Annotated in this window: 21 protein-coding genes; 14 read left to right on the top strand and 7 right to left on the bottom strand. The window is 33.0% G+C overall.

Annotated features, from left to right (window positions below):
- Positions 1-26 precede the first annotated feature (26 nt).
- Together BR65_RS06070 and BR65_RS06065 are read right to left on the bottom strand one after the other, a co-directional pair.
- Positions 27-1,385, bottom strand: coding sequence for a tripartite tricarboxylate transporter permease (locus BR65_RS06070; RefSeq protein ID WP_034537312.1), 1,359 nt, complete (start codon positions 1,383-1,385; stop codon positions 27-29).
- A gap of 35 nt (positions 1,386-1,420) precedes the next feature.
- Positions 1,421-1,663 (bottom strand): hypothetical protein, encoded by a 243-nt coding sequence (locus BR65_RS06065; protein ID WP_023178818.1) that lies wholly within the window; start codon positions 1,661-1,663, stop codon positions 1,421-1,423.
- 212 nt (positions 1,664-1,875) lie between these two features.
- Between BR65_RS06065 and coaA the strand changes: the two genes are divergently transcribed.
- Positions 1,876-2,799, top strand: coding sequence for a type I pantothenate kinase (gene coaA / locus BR65_RS06060; protein WP_034537309.1), 924 nt, complete (start codon positions 1,876-1,878; stop codon positions 2,797-2,799).
- A gap of 110 nt (positions 2,800-2,909) precedes the next feature.
- Positions 2,910-4,460 (top strand): glutamine-hydrolyzing GMP synthase, encoded by a 1,551-nt coding sequence (guaA, locus tag BR65_RS06055; RefSeq protein ID WP_034537308.1) that lies wholly within the window; start codon positions 2,910-2,912, stop codon positions 4,458-4,460.
- Between the two features lie 105 nt (positions 4,461-4,565).
- On the opposite strand, the gene BR65_RS06050 is transcribed toward guaA, so the two are convergent.
- Together BR65_RS06050 and BR65_RS06045 are read right to left on the bottom strand one after the other, a co-directional pair.
- A complete protein-coding gene (locus BR65_RS06050) occupies positions 4,566-5,435 on the bottom strand; it encodes a TIR domain-containing protein (RefSeq protein ID WP_034537307.1) in 870 nt (289 codons plus the stop codon).
- A gap of 314 nt (positions 5,436-5,749) precedes the next feature.
- Positions 5,750-6,259: a hypothetical protein gene (locus BR65_RS06045; RefSeq protein ID WP_034537306.1), complete on the bottom strand. Its 510-nt coding sequence runs from the start codon at positions 6,257-6,259 to the stop codon at positions 5,750-5,752.
- Between the two features lie 177 nt (positions 6,260-6,436).
- Here BR65_RS06045 and BR65_RS14020 point away from each other — a divergent pair, with 177 nt between their 5' ends.
- The 7 genes from BR65_RS14020 (at position 6,437) to BR65_RS06010 (ending at position 12,667) form a co-directional block, all read left to right on the top strand.
- Positions 6,437-6,964, top strand: a complete 528-nt coding sequence (locus BR65_RS14020) for a hypothetical protein (RefSeq protein WP_202881938.1) — start codon at positions 6,437-6,439, stop codon at positions 6,962-6,964.
- Between the two features lie 37 nt (positions 6,965-7,001).
- A complete protein-coding gene (locus tag BR65_RS13815) occupies positions 7,002-7,166 on the top strand; it encodes a DUF6933 domain-containing protein (protein ID WP_156098850.1) in 165 nt (54 codons plus the stop codon).
- The gene (locus tag BR65_RS06035) at positions 7,135-7,629 is read left to right on the top strand and encodes a DUF6933 domain-containing protein (protein WP_425304616.1); all 495 of its coding nucleotides are present in this window, start codon (positions 7,135-7,137) and stop codon (positions 7,627-7,629) included. Before BR65_RS13815 ends, BR65_RS06035 begins: the two co-directional genes overlap by 32 nt.
- A gap of 39 nt (positions 7,630-7,668) precedes the next feature.
- Entirely contained in the window at positions 7,669-8,037 is a 369-nt protein-coding gene (locus tag BR65_RS06030; protein WP_034537304.1) for a site-specific integrase, read from the top strand.
- Positions 8,038-8,685: 648 nt separating this feature from the next.
- Complete coding sequence (gene trpS, locus BR65_RS06020) at positions 8,686-9,696, top strand: tryptophan--tRNA ligase (protein WP_034537301.1); 1,011 nt, start codon at positions 8,686-8,688, stop codon at positions 9,694-9,696.
- Positions 9,697-10,247: 551 nt separating this feature from the next.
- Entirely contained in the window at positions 10,248-11,786 is a 1,539-nt protein-coding gene (locus BR65_RS06015) for an ATP-binding cassette domain-containing protein (RefSeq protein WP_034537299.1), read from the top strand.
- A gap of 83 nt (positions 11,787-11,869) precedes the next feature.
- A complete protein-coding gene (locus tag BR65_RS06010; protein ID WP_034537297.1) occupies positions 11,870-12,667 on the top strand; it encodes a nucleotidyltransferase domain-containing protein in 798 nt (265 codons plus the stop codon).
- Between the two features lie 87 nt (positions 12,668-12,754).
- On the opposite strand, the gene ndk is transcribed toward BR65_RS06010, so the two are convergent.
- The gene (ndk, locus tag BR65_RS06005; protein ID WP_034537296.1) at positions 12,755-13,156 is read right to left on the bottom strand and encodes a nucleoside-diphosphate kinase; all 402 of its coding nucleotides are present in this window, start codon (positions 13,154-13,156) and stop codon (positions 12,755-12,757) included.
- Between the two features lie 117 nt (positions 13,157-13,273).
- A complete protein-coding gene (locus tag BR65_RS06000) occupies positions 13,274-13,657 on the bottom strand; it encodes a hypothetical protein (protein ID WP_034537295.1) in 384 nt (127 codons plus the stop codon).
- A gap of 198 nt (positions 13,658-13,855) precedes the next feature.
- On the opposite strand from BR65_RS06000, the gene BR65_RS05995 reads away from it, so the two are divergent.
- On the top strand, positions 13,856-14,308 hold the full coding sequence (locus BR65_RS05995; protein ID WP_034537294.1) for a hypothetical protein: 453 nt from the start codon (positions 13,856-13,858) through the stop codon (positions 14,306-14,308).
- Positions 14,309-14,361: 53 nt separating this feature from the next.
- Here BR65_RS05995 and gpmA read toward each other — a convergent pair whose 3' ends face one another.
- Positions 14,362-15,048, bottom strand: coding sequence for a 2,3-diphosphoglycerate-dependent phosphoglycerate mutase (gpmA, locus tag BR65_RS05990; protein ID WP_034537293.1), 687 nt, complete (start codon positions 15,046-15,048; stop codon positions 14,362-14,364).
- A gap of 228 nt (positions 15,049-15,276) precedes the next feature.
- Between gpmA and BR65_RS05985 the strand changes: the two genes are divergently transcribed.
- The 4 genes from BR65_RS05985 (at position 15,277) to BR65_RS05970 (ending at position 20,852) form a co-directional block, all read left to right on the top strand.
- Positions 15,277-16,062, top strand: coding sequence for a glucose-1-dehydrogenase (locus BR65_RS05985; RefSeq protein ID WP_034537290.1), 786 nt, complete (start codon positions 15,277-15,279; stop codon positions 16,060-16,062).
- A 626-nt stretch (positions 16,063-16,688) separates the two neighbouring features.
- A complete protein-coding gene (locus BR65_RS05980) occupies positions 16,689-17,687 on the top strand; it encodes a glycosyltransferase family 2 protein (RefSeq protein ID WP_034538650.1) in 999 nt (332 codons plus the stop codon).
- Complete coding sequence (locus BR65_RS05975) at positions 17,683-18,090, top strand: GtrA family protein (RefSeq protein WP_269465134.1); 408 nt, start codon at positions 17,683-17,685, stop codon at positions 18,088-18,090. Before BR65_RS05980 ends, BR65_RS05975 begins: the two co-directional genes overlap by 5 nt.
- 5 nt (positions 18,091-18,095) lie before the next feature.
- A complete protein-coding gene (locus BR65_RS05970) occupies positions 18,096-20,852 on the top strand; it encodes a YfhO family protein (protein WP_034537288.1) in 2,757 nt (918 codons plus the stop codon).
- Positions 20,853-20,875 lie beyond the last annotated feature (23 nt).

Genomic DNA, 20,875 nt, shown 5'->3' with positions numbered 1-20,875 from the left:
CTTTATTCCTAGTATATTGAGCTGAATTAAAACTGAGCTATTTTTTCGACTAACCATGGAGCCGCATATAATGTCATAAATTGAATACCGTAATTCATGCCCATTTTGTTTAAGGTCCCACTAGTGATGCCGATTAAGAGAACACCAAAGATATTAATTAAACCCGCATCCATGTAGGCTAATAATAAAATGAAGGAAATAAATAATCCTAAAATAGCTTCATGAGGAATTTTTTGTAAAACAAATTGTGAGATTTTTCCAGCATAACGATTGATCACAATGTAACTGATAAGAGCAGCTAGAATCGAACCAATTAAAATAGCCAAAGTAAATTCACCTTTGCTCAATAGATGGTGCAAATTATGATCAACGGTAAACACTGGCGGGGCGTTAAATAACGGACTTCCAGGACCAATAGCGGTAGGAGACAAAGGGATCCCTAAAGCAATCAAAGGAATAATAATCCCAGAAAGATAAGTGGATTGTGCTAAGGCGCTCATAGTAATAATTGCTGTAGAAGCTTTTTCAACCGGATCTTTTTTCTTATTGGAAACAAATTCACCAAATAGAATAATTAATCCAACCGGACTTAATACAAAAATAAAGTTAGAGAGAAGAGCTGAAAATGATGCTGCCTTAAGCTCACTTTTAGATAATATTTTGAATGGATTGATTGTTTGATGAGCAGATGTACTTTTAGGTAGTGCAATTTTTTTATATTCAGAGGTCAACATTTTTTCACGGCTCTCTTTATTAAACAGTGAGAGAAGGGAAATAATGAGAGGACCGATTGTGATTCCTAGAAAGAATGATGTGGTGATATTGGTGTCTGTTGGTACAACACCAATTCCCCAATATAAATGACGCAACCCTTGAAAAAGCATAGCTAAGGGAAGAATACTGATTAAAGATAATAATTTATTTTTTCCTATTAAAGAAAGGAAAACAGCTCCAATAACAAATAGTAGTGACGAATAAGGCTGAATGATCTCAGCAAAAGGTGTTAATAGGTCAGCCACTAGTAAAGCCACAGGAACAGAGATAATTGTTCCAATCAAGGCACCAGAAGCCATTTTCTTAATTGTGATCTCAGACAGGCCTCGGTTTTTTAAGTATAACGCATGTTCGATCATTGGACTAGAAAGAACACCTCCAGGAAGCCCAACTAAAGCAGTGGGCATTGAATTGGTTAGATTTAACGTAACAATAGCTGAAATAAAAAAAGTGAGAACAATGATGGGTTCTGTTCCAGCCAAAATAATAGCTAATGTGACGGGCATCAAGACAGAGGTTTCATCTGTACCCGGTATAAATCCTATAAAAGTATATAAAACAATGGCTGCAAGAGCAGCTATAACCATTTGAACCAACAATAACATTTCCATATTTTTGTTCTCTCCAATACTTCGTTCTTAATTAACTAGTCTTTTTTTTCGTCTTCAAGTGTAATTACTCTTTTAGGTTTAATAAAAATACTTGAAAGAATAAAACCGATAACGGCTCCAGCTAAACCAAAAAATAGCTGCTTTGTTTTATCATCGCTGGGTGCTAAAAAATAAGCTCCCATAGTAGAACCGCTGGATAAAAGAATAGCGATAATCAATTCTTTTAATTCAACGACATCTCCCCAAATTTCAATTTTTTGTTGTTTACCCTTTTCCATGATGTACTCCTTTTTAGTCTAATATTATTTTATACAAAGATTCTTCATTCTATACCAAAATATATACTACACTATATTTAAGCTAAATGCCTAGTTAAGTTTCTTTTAAGATAGCTTGCTTATACGTTTATAGGAGAATAAAAACTATAAAAAGAAGCATAAATTTGGTACAATAGTTCGGAAGTCTAGGAACTCGGGGGTCTAATAAATATATGAAAGAGTCTGCCACATTTCATATCATTGAGCGTGACGAATGGAAAAAACTTAATAGCGATGGTATTGCACCATTATCCTCAAATGAATTACAAGAGTTGAAAGGGTTAAATGACCAAATTTCGATTACAGACGTTGAAGAGGTTTATATACCGATTGTGCATGTTTTAGATGCATACTTGAAAAATTATGAATACTTGCAAGCTCAAAAAAATAAATTTTTAAAAAAAGAAGTGATTCATAAACCGTATATTATTGGAATCGCTGGAAGTGTGGCTGTTGGAAAAAGTACGACAGCAAGGTTGTTACAAACTATGTTGTCTAGAGTCTATAAAGAAAAATCTGTGGAACTGATCACGACAGATGGCTTTTTATACCCCAATAAAACGTTAGTGGAAAAAAATATTATGAACCGTAAAGGATTTCCAGAAAGTTATGATATGCAGCAATTGATCTCTTTTTTAGGAGATGTGAAAAATGGGAAATCATCGGTTGTTTCACCAGTCTATTCTCATGAGTTTTATGACATTATTGAAGGGGAAGAGCATGTATTAGAACAACCGGATATCCTGATCGTTGAGGGTATAAATGTCTTGCAACTTCCTGCGAATCAACAAATCTATATCAGTGATTTTTTTGATTTCTCTATTTTTGTAGATGCTGAAGCTGCATTAATCGAAAAATGGTATTTAGAACGATTTGGTCTGCTATTAAGTACAGCATTCAAGCAGCCAGGAAATTATTATTCTTCTTATGCTGAAGGGGACCGAGAAGCCGCATTCGAGATGGCTCGCGGAGTGTGGAAAACAGTAAATCTAGAAAATTTAAAAGAGTTCATTTTGCCTACTAAAAATAGAGCAGAATTGATTATTCATAAAACAGATAATCATTACATTGACCAAATTTTATTAAAAAAATATTAGAGTGGTAAGGGATACATAAAAAGTGCGGTTGACCTTGCTTAAAATAGTCGGTAGAATGAAAAAATATAACAAAGAGTTGAAAATAATAGTTTGGGGTGGACTGTGTGGTAATGGTTACAGATTTAACAAATGTTGAAAAAATGATAGTACTAGATTTTGGAAGTCAATACAATCAACTGATTACACGACGTATTCGTGAATTGGGAGTTTATTCTGAATTACTGTCTCATAAAGTGACAGCTGAAGAATTAAAAGACATGAATGCAAAAGGAATCATTTTTTCTGGCGGACCGATGAGTGTATATGATGAAGGATCTTTCTCAGTTGATCCTGAAATCTTTAATTTAGGTATTCCTATTTTAGGAATTTGTTATGGTATGCAATTGATGACAACTGCATTAGGCGGTAGAGTTGAAGGCAGTCAAAATAGAGAATATGGTAAAGCAAGCATCAATATCAATGAACAACAAGCTCCTTTATTTAACTCATTAGCTGAAAATGAAACAGTTTGGATGAGCCATGGAGATTTAGTTACTCAAGTTCCAGAAGGTTTTGTTGTTTCTGCAACTAGCCCACATTGTCCAATTGCATCAATGTTTAACCCACAAAAGAATTTCCATGCAGTTCAATTTCACCCTGAAGTACGTCATTCAGAACACGGAAATGAAATGTTGAAAAATTTTACTTTTGATGTGTGTGGTTGTGAAGGAAACTGGAGCATTGCTGATTTCATTGAATCTGAAATTGCAATTATTCGCGAAACAGTTGGCGATAAGAAAGTATTGCTTGGATTATCAGGCGGAGTAGACTCAAGTGTTGTTGGAGTTCTATTACAAAAAGCAATCGGCGATCAATTGACGTGTATCTTTGTTGACCACGGCTTATTGCGTAAAGGCGAAAGCGAACAAGTAATGGAAAGTTTAGTTGGTAAATTTGGCTTGAACATCATTCGTGTAGATGCGAAAGAACGTTTTATGACTAAATTAGCTGGTGTTAGCGATCCAGAAACAAAACGTAAAATCATCGGAAATGAATTTGTTTATGTCTTTGATGATGAAGCAACAAAACTTGAAGGTGTTGATTTCTTAGCTCAAGGCACGCTTTACACTGACGTGATCGAAAGTGGAACAGATACTGCGCAAACAATTAAATCACATCACAATGTAGGTGGACTTCCTGAAGACATGCAATTCAAATTGATTGAACCATTAAACACTTTATTTAAAGATGAAGTTCGCGAATTAGGAATCCAATTAGGAATGCCTGAAAGCCTAGTATGGCGTCAACCATTCCCAGGTCCTGGTTTAGGAATTCGTGTAATTGGTGAAATAACAGAAGAAAAACTAGAAATCGTTCGCGATAGCGACTACATTCTAAGAGAAGAAATTGCTGCTGCCGGTCTTGACCGTGACATCTGGCAATACTTCACTGTTCTTCCTGGATTCCGCAGTGTCGGAGTAATGGGAGATGGACGTACGTATGACTACACTATCGGAATTCGTGCTGTTACTTCAATTGATGGTATGACAAGTGATTTTGCTCGTATCCCTTGGGATGTATTGCAAAAAATCTCTGTTCGTATCGTAAATGAAGTGAAACACGTTAACCGCATCGTGTATGACATTACGAGCAAGCCGCCAGCAACAATTGAGTGGGAATAGTAACAGGAGAGCTGTAAGCCTTTATACATAAAGGGTTTCAGCTTTTTTTTATTGCACTTTATAAAGAAAAACAAGCAATTAAAATCAATCACTTGTTTTACGTATTTATTCTTCTTGAGAAGATTGGAAAAGTTCATTCAATTTTTCTGCAATTTCATTAGGTGTCATAATTCCTGTATTCATAGCAAGCTTACCTGCTAAAGCCGGACTGAATTCTTGGATTTCTTTCTTTGTAATATCATGCCAAACCGGTAAGATTATTTTTCCCCCATTGGATTCTATTTGAAAAAGAGCTTCTAATTCATAGTTTGTCCAATACTTTTTAATGTAATTTCTAGATAGAATAACTACACCGAATTTAGATTTTTTAAGACCTTTATCAATCTCTGCTCTAATGCTGTCTCCCCATTTTATAGAGATACTGTCATACCAGACTTTCAATCCATAAGTTTCTTGTAGAATATTTGAAAATTCATCACAGAAACTTTCTTTATCTTCCGCCGCATGAGATAGAAAAACATCAAAATCTTCTGCACCATCAGAATTAAATATATTCTCTGAAGATGTTGTAATAGCGGATTGTTCTGTTACTTGTTTTGTCAAATCTAAAATTTGTTTTTCATAAGTACCAAAGACTTTATCTTGCTGTTTAGCTAAAGACTTTGCTTGTGTGGTTTCTATTTTTTGTAGTTTTAATGTTGCGTCGGATAATTTCTTCCTTTTATCAGCTATTTTTTTATTGATGTCAGCTTTATCTGTAAGGATTTTAGATACATCTTTCTGATAGCCCTCTATTTGGCGGTTTTTTGTTCTTAACGTAGAAGCTGATGTGTTTTTTGTGATACTTTTTTGTGTTGCTCCAATTTTCTTAGTTTTATCGGCTTCTTTCTTAACCAAGTCAGCCATCTTTTTTTCCAAAGAAGCTATATCCTTATTTAACTGATTTACTGTTCTTTGTACTTGTTCTGCGCTCATTTACTGACCTCCAATTGATTCCTTTTCTTACATTATAACAAATGAGAAGATACTAGAATACGGTTTTACATCTTACCTAAATTATGCTTTGGTGGGTTTGACTGATTACCACATATCTTATTGGAAATTATGGCAAATATTATCTTTCTTTTAAAGTTGAATCTGATACCGAGAGTTCAAAATGTGTTTATTACGATGTTCTGAAAAAAAGAGATTTATATAGGATAAATTTTTTATTTCATCTTCCAAAGTTTCTCCAATAAGAAAATTAAGGAATAAACTTAATCAATATCATTAAGGTCTAAAGGAGTTTATTAATATACTATTGATTTTAAATATTGAATTTTATTGAGATCTTTATAATTATTTTTTTCAGCTCTATAACTATCTTGGAAAGAAGATGTATATATTTTTAAGTACTGTTCTTCTGAAGGCAAGAAAAATTTAGCTCCATGTTCGGTCTTTAATTCTAACTGATCAACAGAGATACCTGTTGAGTTTGGTAAAGTATTTATTACGCCATACTCAACACTAAATAATCCATTACTAAATTCATGTTCATGGAGATCAATCAGCTGATAGCCTAATTTTTTCATGATAGTACAAATAATAGTCCAATTGTAAATTCGAACATTATCTGGAGCTCCCCATCCTCTAGGATCACCAGGAACGTGTATATCTACATCTCGCGCATTCCAATCTTTTTGAGTCACATACTCTAATCCCAATGATCCCATGAGCAGAGGTGTTATACCTGATTCATTTAACAAAGTAGTTATTTTTAAAAACTCATCAAATTTATTCACCAAAGTATTTCCTCCCATTTTATAAAAGCCGTTAGTTTTAACTTTCAATTTCAAATTGAATGTAGCAATATTTAAATATATTTGTTGTTAAAATTATTTTGCTAGTCTATTGCTTTAAGTGGTTTTATAGTATTATTATAAATAAAAAACAGTCGTATTCATAATAATAAATTTTTGGAGTTTAAAAAAATTTTTTTGAAATTTTATAAAGGAGGAGTTAACATAAGCGTCTATAATTTTTTAGCTACTGACTTTAAATTGCCTATTTTTAATAATGATATTCAATCAGTTAATGATTTGGTAAAACTAGGGTATACTAAAAAAGATATACATAACATTTTTGGTAATATTTTGAATGGCTTAGATATTAATGACGATGAAAAATTTTTTCTTTTTGATAGTAAACAAAAAGAGAACGAGCTGGAAATTTATGAGGATAACCAGAATCCTTTTGCTAGATACTATTCACAAAAGAAGTATATCTATAAGATAGAAAGTCTAAATAGCGAATCCTTATCAACATTGATGAAAGACTTTCTAAATAATATCAAGACAGACTATAAAGAAATAGAATTATGGCATACATGGCTAGATAAATACGAGATGGATGAAGTAGGGTATGAAAAAATCAATTGTTCAAAACTTGCAGTTGATAAGTTAGATGCTTTTTTTGAAACTAATACTTATTTGAATCCCAAAGTAATGAGTATTTACAGACACTAAAAAATGAACAAACAAAAAATGTGAAAGGGGAATGCAAATGATTATCGGAGCCACTAAAAAAGCACAACCTTTATTTTCGAACCTGCCAAGTATAAATGATAAAGAATATGGGAAACAGTTTGCACAAGTCAATCCATTATTTTCATGGCATGCAAATTATATTAATGTAAATCGAAAAAAAAGTTATAATTCTGCTCAATGACCAAACTTATAACCCTATTATTCTGCAAGATATCAATGCACAAAAGAAAAAGCAATTACCTAAGCTAATACCTGAAGCTATTCGGATGACTTTTGATATTGCAGGAATTACAAATGAAAAAAATGATGAGTATTTAAATCTTGCTGGAGGTATCCAAGTAGCTGTTACTTCTAATCGTTCAGTGATGGGAAGCATCAATTTGGTGGCAGAAGAATTAATTAGTCTTAGATTAAATATCAACCAAACGATAAATAGAGAAAAGATGGTTTTTTATAGTAACTATATTCATACAAGATTGTTCAAAAAAGGATATAGGAATAGTGCAGAAGCGTTGCGAGATGCTCTAAACAAACCGTTGAAATTGGAAGAGGTTATTGAAGGGGAACCGTATTCTATTGAAAAGTCTTGGAATTACAGTGAGCTTTCTCAATTAGATGCTTCAACTTTATCCGAGCAGCAATAGGAGAACTATATAGAAAAACTAACTGAAAACAATGAAAAAATGTTAGCAGCTTTTAAAAAGTATATGATAGATGTAAAAGACTTAAGCGGAAAAACCGTAAAACGTCATATCGAACATCTTGATTTTTATCTAAATATTTATTTAGCTGAGTATGAAAAAGTAACTCCTATAAATTCTGTAGAATCAATAGAGAATTTTCTTGGTAATTTTTTTGTACGGAAAAACTTAATGAGTTCACATACATCCCTTAAACAAAATGGTTCAGCTTTGAAAAAACTTTACCAATTTTTATATGATGCTGGTGAAATTTCTAAAATTGAATTTACTGAAATCAATGAGTTCATCAGAACAGGGCTTCAAGAAGGGGAAGAATATTTAAGTTTTATTGATGATGAATCTTGGTTTTAAAATTCAAAATATAGAATGAAAAGGTCTTTTTTAGATGGAATTGGAAAATCATTAGAAAAAAGAGAAACAATCTTCAAAAAACTAGTCAAATCAAATAAATAGAAGAAAAAATAATAAGAAAAAAATATTCTAAATCATTAATTCAAAATTGTATTCATTATAATGATACTTTTGAAGAATTCGTACATGATATAAAAATATTTAATAATTTAGAATCAACATGTTACACTAGGAATAATAAAATTCTACCTGAGATATTTACAAAGTATAATAAATTAAATGAAGATTACTTAAGGGCCGTTTTTTTAAAATTATGGACTACAATTGTAAGAGATAATGAATTCTATAACTCATGGCTAATTAATCATAAGAGTGTTGAATTTAGGTATAAATTGTATTTAATACCTAAAAGAATCAAATTAAATGAATTTATATCAATGAAATATATAGTTGCAGTGACTTTTGAACTGATCTTTGAAATAGATTTGTTTGATGCTTATGCAGTTGTATTGAAAGCTCTGAAAAACGGAAAAAGATTGTTAATTTCATCTAACAATTTCAAGTACATACGGTATATAAATTTGGAGTTAATAAATGTAGACATTTATAATGAAATAAAAATATTGGATAAAAAGAGGAGAGAAAGAAATGAGTGACAATAGAAAAGTTATGTTTTCAGGAATAAAACCAACAGGGGATCCTACATTAGGTAATTATTTAGGTGCAATTAAGAACTGGGTAAGTCTTCAAAATACCTATCAAGGAATTTTTAGTATTGTTGACTTACATGCTATTACAGTTCACCAAAATCCGGAAGATTTGAAGAAAAGAAGTATAGAGATTGCAGCAATATATTTTGCAGCAGGAATTGATCCAAAAGAAAATATAGTTTTTATCCAATCTCATGTACATCAGCATGCAGAAGCTGCATGGTTATTAACATGTAACAGTTATATGGGTGAATTAAATAGAATGACGCAATTCAAGGAAAAGTCATCTAAAAGTGTAAAGGAATCAGTTCCTACAGGTATTTTTGCGTATCCGTTATTAATGGCTGCTGATATATTATTATATGGAGCCGAAGTTGTTCCCGTAGGTAAAGATCAGGTGCAACATGTTGAATTAACAAGAGATTTAGCTAATAGATTTAATAATACATATTCTAACGTATTTAAAATACCAAAGCCTTTTGTGAATACTGGTTCAGCTAAAATATATGATTTACAAGATCCAACAAAAAAGATGTCTAAATCAGAAACTTCAAATCCTAATGGATACATTTTAATTATGGATTCACCAGATATAATTAGAAAAAAAATATCAAAAGCAGTCACAGACTCAATTGGAATTGTAAACTATACTGATGAACAGCCCGGGGTGAAAAATTTAATTGATTTAGTTTGTTGTATAAATGGGAGAGAATCGTCTGAGATAGTTGAGCTATTTAAAGAAAAAGGATACAAAGAATTTAAAGAATATGTTGCGGAAACAATAATTAATGAATTGGAACCTTTACAAAATAAAGTGAAATTTTTATTAGAAGATAAGCATCAAATTGAAAATATTTTAAAAGAAGGTGCCAGAAAAGCATCTGAAATTTCCCAAAAAACATTAGATGAAATGAAAAAGAATATTGGATTCTATAGTATTGGAGAATAAAGTATAGATACTTTTAGAAATTATTTAATAAATTTAACTGTTTAATATGGACTATATGATATTTCACAAGATAAGCATAGCTTGACCACGATCAAATTACTTTTGTAGTAATTGTGCAAACATTGTTTTTCTACTTCCAGAATTGCCTTTTATGATTATTAGTGTTGAGCTTATTAGGTTCTCAAACATCTTTTATTAACCTACAACTATATCATTAACAACAACTGCAGTACATTGAATTCCAGGTTAATGTGACACAATTATTGTACAAAATACATATCCTTGCTACAATGTACCTAACAAATCGAAAGGTTGTGCTTAAATGTACACTATCTAAAACAAATCGTAATTGAAGAAGAAACTTTTTCTGCCAATAGGGTGGGTTTCTTTGCAACGGTTTTTTTAGATACATCATTTAAACAACTTTTTGAATCGGTATAAAGTTGCCATCTATAGGCATGCTAGGATTCTCTCTGTTTAATTGAACTTGACCGACCGTCTGCAGAAACTTGCTGGCGGTCGTTTTTATTTATTAGATAGGAGGAATCAGTATGTTACAAGTGAGAAATTTGACCTTGCACCACTTAATGGATTTAAAAGAAATCATCAAAGACTTGAGTTTTACCGTTAATCCTGGAGAAAAGGTAGCGATTATCGGGGAAGAAGGAAATGGCAAGTCAACATTATTAAAATGGATTCTTGAAGATAAAAGTATCGAATCGTATATTCAAGCAGAAGGGGAATTGGTCAACCAGTTCAGTCGCATGGTTTATTTGCCGCAAACTTTACCGCAAAAATATATAGAATTCACCATTGATCAGTACTTTTTTGGACAAGCAGATGCCATGGATATTGACTATCAAATGCTTTATCAATTAGTAGGGCAACTTGGATTTGATGCTGACCGGCTAACCAGTTCGCAATTGTTAGGAAGTCTATCCGGTGGTGAAAAAATCAAAGTCCAGCTACTAAAAGCACTTTCCACAGATCCTGATTTGTTATTGCTTGACGAGCCTTCCAACGACTTGGATCTTGATACAGTCAAATGGCTAGAGCACTTTATAAAAGCTACACCACTAACGATTGTTTTCATTTCTCATGATGAGTCTTTACTTTCCGCTACAGCGACCAAAGTCATTCAGATTGAGTTATTACGACATAAGACGATCCCAGTTGCAACAGTATCCAATTTACCCTACAAAGAATACATTGAACAAAAAGAAGCACGCTATGAACATCAATCTCAAGTCGCTAATAAGCAGCGCGAAGAACACCAGAATCAAATGGAAAAATACCGGCAAGTTGAAAGTAGTGTGCACCACGCACAAGGAACCATTTCAAGGAAGGATCCAGCTGGAGGACGCTTACTCAAAAAGAAAATGCATGCAGTAAAATCTATGGGAAGACGATTTGAGCGTGAAAAAGAAACCTTTGAAGATATTCCGTTAAAAGCAGATGCCATCTTAGTGAAATTCTCAAACACTAAATCTCTTCCTGCAAATAAGACCATTCTCCATTTGGAAGATGAGAGTGTGAAATTGGGAAATAAAGTTTTAGCTCACTCATTGAATTTGCTAGTTAGAGCTCCTCAAAAAATAGGAATTATCGGGCAAAATGGGGTTGGTAAAAGCACATTACTGAAGCAATTATGGACAGAACTAAGTCAGCGCAAAGATATTTCAGCTGGATACATGCCGCAAAACTATGCTGATTATTTAAGATTGGATGAAACACCAGTTGAATTTCTTAGGGAGATTGGAGACAGTGAAGAACGCACTCAAGTGATGACTTACCTAGGAAGCATGCGGTTTACCACAGATGAAATGCATCATCCAATCCAGTCATTATCAGGAGGACAGCAAGCAAAATTGTTACTACTGAAAATTGATTTATTAGGACAGAATGTATTGCTTTTAGATGAACCTACACGAAACTTCTCGCCGCTCTCGCAACCAGAACTCAGAGAATTATTTGAAAAATTCGAGGGTTCCATCATTACTATTTCACATGACCGGTTGTTTTTAAAAGAAGTTTGTGACCAAGTGTATGAGTTGAAGAAAGATGGATTGGTTAGGGTGGAGATGGAGTAGCTTTTTATGGAAAAATTTCTCTCTCATTGCTTCATTTATCATTTAATAGAGCAACGAGAGAGAAAATAAAAGGAAGGTGAATTATGAAGAAAGAGGAGCTCATAAGAAGCAGACATGAACTTTTAAAAGTGTTAATTCAAAAGGTTCAGATTTTTTCGGGAATAGATGGTATTTTTCTTGGAGGCTCTATAGCGGCACAAAATGAAGACCCTTTTTCAGACATAGATTTAAGAATTTTACTCAAAGAATCATACTCAAAAGATAAGTTTATTCAGCTTTTTATAGATGAACTTAGCGATATATCATTTATTGAAACGGAAACACGTTCTTATGCTGTAATTCATTTTAACAATTTCATAAAATTAGATATTTTTGTTTATAATAAAATAGATTTAACGCCTAGTATTTGGATGCAAAATATACTTATTATTTTTGATAATAAAGGTTATCTAAATACAATGAAAAGTAAATCTGAAAAATTAGTCTATCATATTACACAAAATGAATTTGACGAATTACTTTCTAAATATTTTGCTTTTTTTCATGAACTATATCGACGAAAAGAACGTAAGGAATACAACTACTGTGAGTCATGTACAGTGATGTTAAAGAATATTCTAGTTGCTTTCTGGTATATTGAATTAGGGTATCAATGTAATTCATTAGGGGATTGGAGTAAATATGAAGGGGAAAGATCTATACTAAAAAGTTTTCAGTTGAACTATTTAGATAAATGGACACCAGTTTTAGTTGGTGGAACTGAGATTTTCATGGAATCTATTAATAGGGAGATACTAAAGTCTGCTAAACAAATCGCTAAGAACTACAATCTATACTTTAATGAAAAGCAGTTTAATGAGGTAACTTCAAAAGTTATTTAATTAGAAAGCTATAATATTTCTTAACATAAAAAAATTCGCCAAGTTTAAAACTTGACGAATCTTTTTAAATTAAGAGCCGTTTTTTATTTAACCAAACCAAATGGCACGTTCTCGATCGGCACTTTCTTGCGAGTCAGAAGCATGAACGGTATTTTCAGACAGGCTAAGTCCATAAAGAGCACGAATGGTATTGTCTGGAGATTTACCAGGATCTGTTGTCCCGTTCAATGATCGAACTCGACTGATAGCATTTTCGCCTTCTAATATAAGCACAACTAAAGGGCTTCTTGTAAGATAAGAAACCAATCGACTAAAGAATGGTTTTTCTTTATGCTCTGCATAATGTTTTTCTGCTGCTTCTATAGAAGCTTTTATTAATTTCATATCAAGAATTTTCAAACCATTTCTTTCGTATTCTATTAAAATATTCCCAATTAGGTTTCGCTCTACTGCATCTGGCTTGATCAATACAAGTGTTTTTTCTGTCATGACTAATCATTCCCCCTAGAGTATACTTAACATGATTCTAACATGTTAAGCTTCTTTTAGTATAGAAAAGGGCACTTGATTGAGTGGAAAATTTGAATTTCAATTGATTTTTATTTGTTAATTTACACGCAATGATTTGGTTTGTTTTCTAAAAGAAGAAGAACCTTTTTCATTTTGTTTTTTATAGATTTCGTATATTTGAGCAAGTACCATAGGGTCTTTAATAGTCGTATCCAGAAAATATAGAATAGCATCATTCACTTTGGTATCATGATTATGCTCAATCATATCTTTTAATGTGAAGTTGTAATCATGTAAATTCTCCAACATATGGTGATAATCTTCAATAAACAATCTGAAGTTTTTATTGTCATGTAAAGCTGATTTAGTGATAATATTTTTTTTGTGGAGATTTAAAAAGTATTCTTCTTTTGTTAAAGTTAGATAATTCACAATATTTTCTATATCACGAGATTCTTCATCAGTAAAATTTAAGTTCATCTTAAAATGCCTCCTGTTTTATATATGAAGTTATTGCGGTACAAGAGTACAACACTATTTTAATTTAGTAAAGGTATATACCAAATAATAGTTAAAAATAGGGATAGTTTAATAAAAATGTTATAATTTGTTCAATAATTCGTTACATTTAATGGTTGTTTTTAAGGTAAGGATAGAAATAATGGAGGAGTGAATAAAATGGGATTAATGTTATCAGAAAAAGAGATATTAGCTAACTTAGAAGTTAACGGTTTATTGAGTCCAATGACAGAAAGCACAGCAGTGTGGGCACAAATTATGCCTTCTACAGGATCTTTAGTGCTGTTTGGAGCATATGCACAGTTGGCAAAAGGGTCTTATTTTATTTTATGTATGGAACAAGATAAAGTTATTTTATTGCCAGTTCATAAAATAACCGGAAAAATGGATTCAAAAAAAGAACCAATCATCATGACATTTGAAGAATTAGACTCGGTCGAAGTGGGTAAAAATGCTTTATTACACAAGGTAACATTTACAGCGGGCGAACGAGTTATGCCTTTAAAAATAAATAAAGTTGCTGCTGGAACGAAATGGCATAAAGACCATTTAGAAAAAGCGTTAGCTGAAATAGCTAGATGCGAAGCAACTGTGAATCAAAGAAATATGTAGAAGGATAGATAGAAAAAGCAATCAATTCCTAAAAGGAAATGATTGCTTTTTGTTTAGTCTAAATAATATTTTTTGGTTACGATCAATTCTTCATTCAGTTCATAAACGAGAGGTTGGCCAGTTGGAATTTCTAATGCCATGATTTCGTCATCTGATATTTCTTCTAAATACTTGATCAAAGCCCGAATGGAGTTTCCATGAGCAGCGATCAGTACGGTTTTATTATCCAAAATAGCGGGTGCGATATGATCTTCCCAAAAAGGTATCACACGTTCTAAGGTAACCTTTAGACTTTCTCCCATTGGAATGGTTCTTTTTTGAAGATTAGCATAACGACGATCGTTTAATGCAGAGTTTGGATCATCAGGTTTTAATAGAGGAGGCAGTGTATCATACGAACGACGCCAAATTTGAACTTGTTCCGGACCAAATTCTTCGATAGTCGCTTGTTTATTCAAACCTTGTAAAGATCCGTAATGACGTTCATTTAAGCGCCATGATTTTACTTCTGGTACCCATAATTGATCAGATTCTTCTAAGACGATATGGCACGTTTTGATGGCTCTTTTCAAAACAGAAGTAAAAGCAAAATCAAAATTGATGCCGGCATCTTTGATTTTTTGTCCTGCTTTACGTGCTTCTTCATACCCTTGTTCGCTTAAATCAGCATCCATCCACCCAGTAAATTGATTTAATTTATTCCATTCGCTTAATCCATGTCGCACAAAAATTAATTTCAATTTAAACACCACCTTTTTGTAATAGAACACAAGTCTCACTTTTATTTTACTCTTGTTTTTTATAAAAGCTATTCATATGGTTGGCAACTCTTTTTGTTTAACATTGAAGGTATTTTTTTTGGAATAAAGATTTTTGACGCCGAGGGCCGAAAATAGACGCTGGTTTTTTATTGAGCTATACTAACTATAAGACATTCATTCAGTCATGAAAACTATAGGAGGGGTTAGATGTATAACGGGTTAAAAGGTAAAGTTGCGGTGGTTACAGGTGGTTCTAAAGGAATCGGAAATGCCATTGCCAGACGGTTATCTGAAGAAAAAATGAAAGTTGTCATTAACTACCATAGTGATAAAGAAGGCGCTGAAGAAACGGTAGAAGAACTAAAAAAAGCTGGCGGAGAAGCTGTGGCAGTCGAGGCTGATGTCAGTAGTGAAGATGGAGTGAAAGCCTTACTAGATGCAGCTATTTCTAATTTTGGCGATTTAGATGTGTGGATCAACAATGCTGGAATGGAGAATAAAGTATCTACTCATGAGTTAACGTTAGAAGACTGGGATAAAGTGATTAATGTGAACTTGACTGGGGTCTTTCTTGGCTCTAAAGCAGCTTTAAATCATTTCTTAGAAAAGAATAAAAAAGGAACTATCATCAATTTATCTTCCGTTCATGAACGGATTCCTTGGCCAACATTTGCACATTACTCAGCTAGCAAAGGTGGAGTAAAATTGTTCAATGAAACAATTGCATTAGAATACGCGCATAAAGGTATTCGAGTGAATAGTATTGCTCCTGGAGCAATCAACACACCGATCAATGCAGAAAAATTTGAAAATGAAGAAGAAAAAGAAAAGACCTTGAATATGATTCCGATGAACTATATCGGAAAACCGGAAGAAGTTGCCGCAGCTGCGGCTTGGCTGGCTTCTGATGAATCAAGTTATGTAACTGGAACAACACTTTTCGTTGACGGTGGGATGACCTTATATCCTTCTTTTGAAAAAGGGGAAGGTTAAAAAATAGTTTGTTGTCTCATTAAAATTTAGTAGAGAACCTTGAATAATGTTGTTTTTAAGCCAATAAATGGGAGTTTAGTGGTTTAGGAACAGCAACTGTTCAAGGTTTTTTTTGTATATTCTTTTTTATTATTTCTAGTATTATATAAAATGAATACCTTTACAAAATATGGAAAAAGTTATTTTTCATTTTACTAAAAATAGGATTAAAAAGGTGCATATATGAGAATTCTGAATGGTATTATTTCATTAACTAGTTCATTTTTTATGTTTATACTGCTTTACACGTTGCGTTTAGGTGATTATTCAACCTATCATGCATCTTGGTATATTTTCCCCTTCATACTATTAGCTATTTCGATTCGTTGTTTTTTTAACCATTATGTAGATGAAAAAAAATAATGCTTATAATCTGTTTACATCATTAAATAAAACGCAAGTGATTATAAAAAGACTTAGAGTAGCTCATTCTAAGTCTTTTTACGTTCATTATGAAGAACATTAAGAGAAATTTCTCATTTTAAATGCGACAAATTAGACGTCTATTTTGCTGTAAGATATACTAGGTAAGAGACGAACGGATGTAATGTAAGGTTCGATGTACGAAAATGAAAGGTTCGATAAAAATGAAGACAATTACTATATTGATTCCTGCTTATAATGAAGAGGCAGTAATTGACAAGATGTATAAAAAATTAGATGCCGTTTGTGGAGAATTATCTCAATACTCATTTGAATTTTTATTTGTGAATGATGGAAGCAAAGACCGCACGATGGACTATATCAAAGAGTTTAAGAGAAGAGATTCTCGTGTTCAATACGTAGATTTATCACGTAACTTTGGAAAGGAAACAGCCATGTTAGCAGGGTTTGATTATGCTAAGGGAGATGCGGTCATTATTATTGATGCCGACTTGCAGCAGCCGCCAGAAACGTTTGCTGAGATGATTCATTGGTGGGAAGAAGGCTATGATGATGTCTATGCTGTTCGAATAGAACGCGAAGGAGAAACATGGTTTAAGAAATGGACTTCTAATACCTATTACACTCTTTTGCAAAAGGTAGCTAAGGTGAAAGTTTATCCACAAGCTGGAGATTTTAGATTGCTCGATAAAAAATGCATTGTGGCACTAAGACAACTGAGAGAGCATGAGCGCTATACCAAAGGAATGTACGGGTGGATAGGGTTCAAAAAGAAAGAAATCTCTTATATAGCAGAACCTAGAGCAGCTGGTGAAACAAAATGGAAACTATCTGCATTGTTGAATCTAGCACTAAACGGAATTACTTCTTATAGTACGATGCCATTAAGAATCTGGTCTATTATTGGATTCATTATTTCAATGTTTGCCTTTATTTATATGGCTATTGAAATTATTCGAACAGCTTTATTTGGTGCAGAGGTTGCTGGGTATCCTTCGCTGATTGCAGGTATTTTATTTTTAGGTGGAATTCAACTTATTTCACTTGGAATCATCGGAGAATATCTTGGACGTGTGTTTGTAGAAACCAAGGAAAGACCGGTATATTTTATTCAGGAATATTCTGAAAAAGAAAATGAGCAAAAAAATCAAATTCAAGATGAATGGAAGAAAGAGATGGACTTAAAGCATGATGAAAATTAAAGAATTAGTTAATAAGTATGCAGAAGTGATTAGTTATTTGATTTTCGGAGGGTTGACGACTGTCGTCAACATTATTGTTTTTTACTTATTTGATTCTATATTGGATGTGCATTATTTATTCGCAAATGCTATTGCCATTATTGCTTCAATTTTATTTGCCTTTTTTACAAATAAAAAGTATGTGTTTAAATCCTCTACACCAACAGTTAAATTGTGGCTAAAAGAATTTAGTTTGTTTGTTTCTTTTCGCTTATTATCAGCCGTCTTCGATATGGGGAGCATGTGGTTATTGGTTGATGGATTAGAACTAAACACCAATATCGCAAAAATCATTACACAATTTATCGTGGTGGTGCTGAATTATGCCTTTAGCAAATTTTTCATCTTTAAGCAAGGAGAGTGATCAAGTTGTTAAATGCCTTCAGCGATAATTTATTTGAAGAAAGAAAAATCACAAAACGAACTTTTGCTCTCTATACAGGTTTATTTTTAGTAATGATTATTGGAATTTATAGTTATTTTATTGTGTTACAAAAATCGTTTATCTGGGAAGGGGATGGCTATTCTCAGCACTATTTGATTTTTAAAGATTATTTAAGTTCGATAAGAGGCTTTTTAGCTCAACCTTCAGAAGGATTTCAATTTTGGGATTGGTCTATTGGAATGGGCTCAGATTTATTTGCGGCTTATGGTTATTATGTCTTAGGTGATCCCTTTGTGTATTTAGGATTGTTGTTTCCAGCAAGCATGACTGAATTGGCATTCCATGTACTGGTTTTATTGCGCGTCTATTGTATTGGCGCAGCCTTTTTAACCTATTGCCGCCGTATGAATGTTTCCAGCTCAGGGGCTTTGGTGGGCACAATCATGTACACTTTTACGTTCTATGTCATACTAAATGTAACAAGGCATCCCTTTTTCCTGATGCCGATGATCTTTTTCCCGTTATTGTGTCTAGGAATAGAAAAAATCTTGCACAATGAATCAAACTTGTTATTTATTTTTATGATTTTTATTAGTGCGTGCAGCAATTTTTATTTTTTCTACATGTTGAGTGTATTGATTTTTATCTATGCCGTCATTCGTTATTTCCATCTTTATGGAATGAAAAAAATGAAACTACTTTTCCACTATATCTGGAAATCTGTTTACTCTTATTTGATTGGATTATTATTATCAGGCTTTTTGTTTATACCAATCGTTTGGGGTTTTTTACAGTCTTCTAGAGAGCCAGGAAAGTTTGCCAGTGGATTGACCCTATATCCAGTTAAATACTATTTTTCTTTATTCGCAAATTTATTTGTATCGGAACGGTACTTATGGACGGTATTTGGGTTTTCGGCCTTCGTACTATTGTTGATACCTATATTATGGTTAAGACGAAAAACATTTGGATTTATTTCATCTAGTTTAGCATTATTTAGCATCATGCTATTATTGCCAGCGTTTGGATCCATTATGAACGGCTTTGCAGGACCCTATAATCGTTGGACCTTCGTATTGCCAATGTTCTTTTCGTTAGGTGCAGCTATGTTATACAATCAACGATTCCATTTGGAAAAAAAAGAGTTGAAAGCAATGGGTTACATGCTTACTTTGTATAGTTTAGTTATGATTCTGATTGGCAGTGTCATTGGGTTCAGATTAACATACGCCATGCCAATCTTTTTTGCTCTAGTACTCTTCGTTCTTTTAATAGTAGCAAATAAACAACGCGCCGCACAATCGTTGACAATAAAAGGCAAGAAGCTTTATTCAGCAGCTTTATTAGTCTTGATCATGGGGAACTTAGCATACAACGCTATGGATTATTACTATCCATGGGGGCAAGATACACTAAATTTGTCATTGGATTATGGAACCGTTGATGAAGATTATTTAATGACTTTTGATCAACTTGAGCAGGAACTTCCTGAAAGTAAGGATATTTCGCGTATTGGTGTAACAAGCAAAGACAATCATGTGAAAAATCAGATGGTAGGATTAAACCAAATGGGATTGAATTCGTACTTGTCAGTAACAAATGGAGCGATTTCAGACTTTGCTCGATTAATGGAAACAGGACAATTTCAATTGATCCAACCGTTACGAAATGGCTTTGATGATCGCAGGGTAGCGAATAACGTTTTAGGCGTTCGTTACATCATTACTAAAGCTACTAATGAGAAGTACCTGCCGTATGGTTATGATGTGGTCAAAGAAACTGATTCAAATTATATTGTTGCAGAGACGCAAGATTATTTCCCATTTGCTTATGCGAATACAACTTATCTAACAAAAGAGTCAATAAAAAAACTGAATCCGATTGAGAGAGAACTTTTTCTATCTTATGGTGTCATACTGGATTCAGAAAGCGATAAAATAAAAGAGTTAGATGTCTTTAATCAAGAGTTGTCTGTTGATGAAGTGGAACATCAAATTATTTCTGCAGACTCAACAAAAGCAACGGTTGAGCAAAATGAAATCAATGTAATAGAAAATAATGGGACCATCGAATTGGTTCTTGATGATCCAAGTGCAGTACAAAATGCTGAAGTATACGTGTATTTTGAAGGATTAGATTTTACGCCTAAAGTCAGTGACCCATTGACAGGTACACCAACGAGTTATTCTGCTAAAGTAGCATTTGGAGAACAAAAGAAGACGATTTATCAATCGAATCTTTTAAGTTTTAGTTCTTACTTTAAACGCACGAAAATGTTGTTTAATATAGGATATCAAGAAGGAAGTGCTCAAGAGGATACTATTTCCATCCAATTTTCTAAAGCAGGTGAATATAAGATTGAGGATATCACCGTGTTTTCTGTTCCTCTAGATTCCACTTATTCTGACAGAGTAGCTGAAAAAAGAGACCAACAGTTGATGATTGAAACGTTTGATAATCAGACTGTAAGTGGGTCGATAGACCTATCAGAGCCTTCAATTTTAACAACCACTATTCCTTATACAAAAGGGTGGAAAGCAGAAGTGAACGGCGAAAAAGTTGAGACGATCCAAGTAAATGAAGGTTTTATTGGGATTCCATTACAGGCTGGCCCGTCAAATGTGACCTTTACGTATCAAACACCCTTTTTATGTTTAGGAATTGGAGCTTCTTTGCTAGGACTTGTATTGGTGATCTTCAATACATTATTTTGGAACAAGCCAGGTAAAAAAACAACTTAAAAAAGCCTTGGAAGAGAGGATGT

Source organism: Carnobacterium inhibens subsp. inhibens DSM 13024, assembly GCF_000746825.1.
In the GTDB taxonomy this organism is placed as follows: Bacteria; Bacillota; Bacilli; order Lactobacillales; family Carnobacteriaceae; genus Carnobacterium_B; species Carnobacterium_B inhibens.
This window is presented reverse-complemented; position numbering and strand designations above follow the sequence as displayed.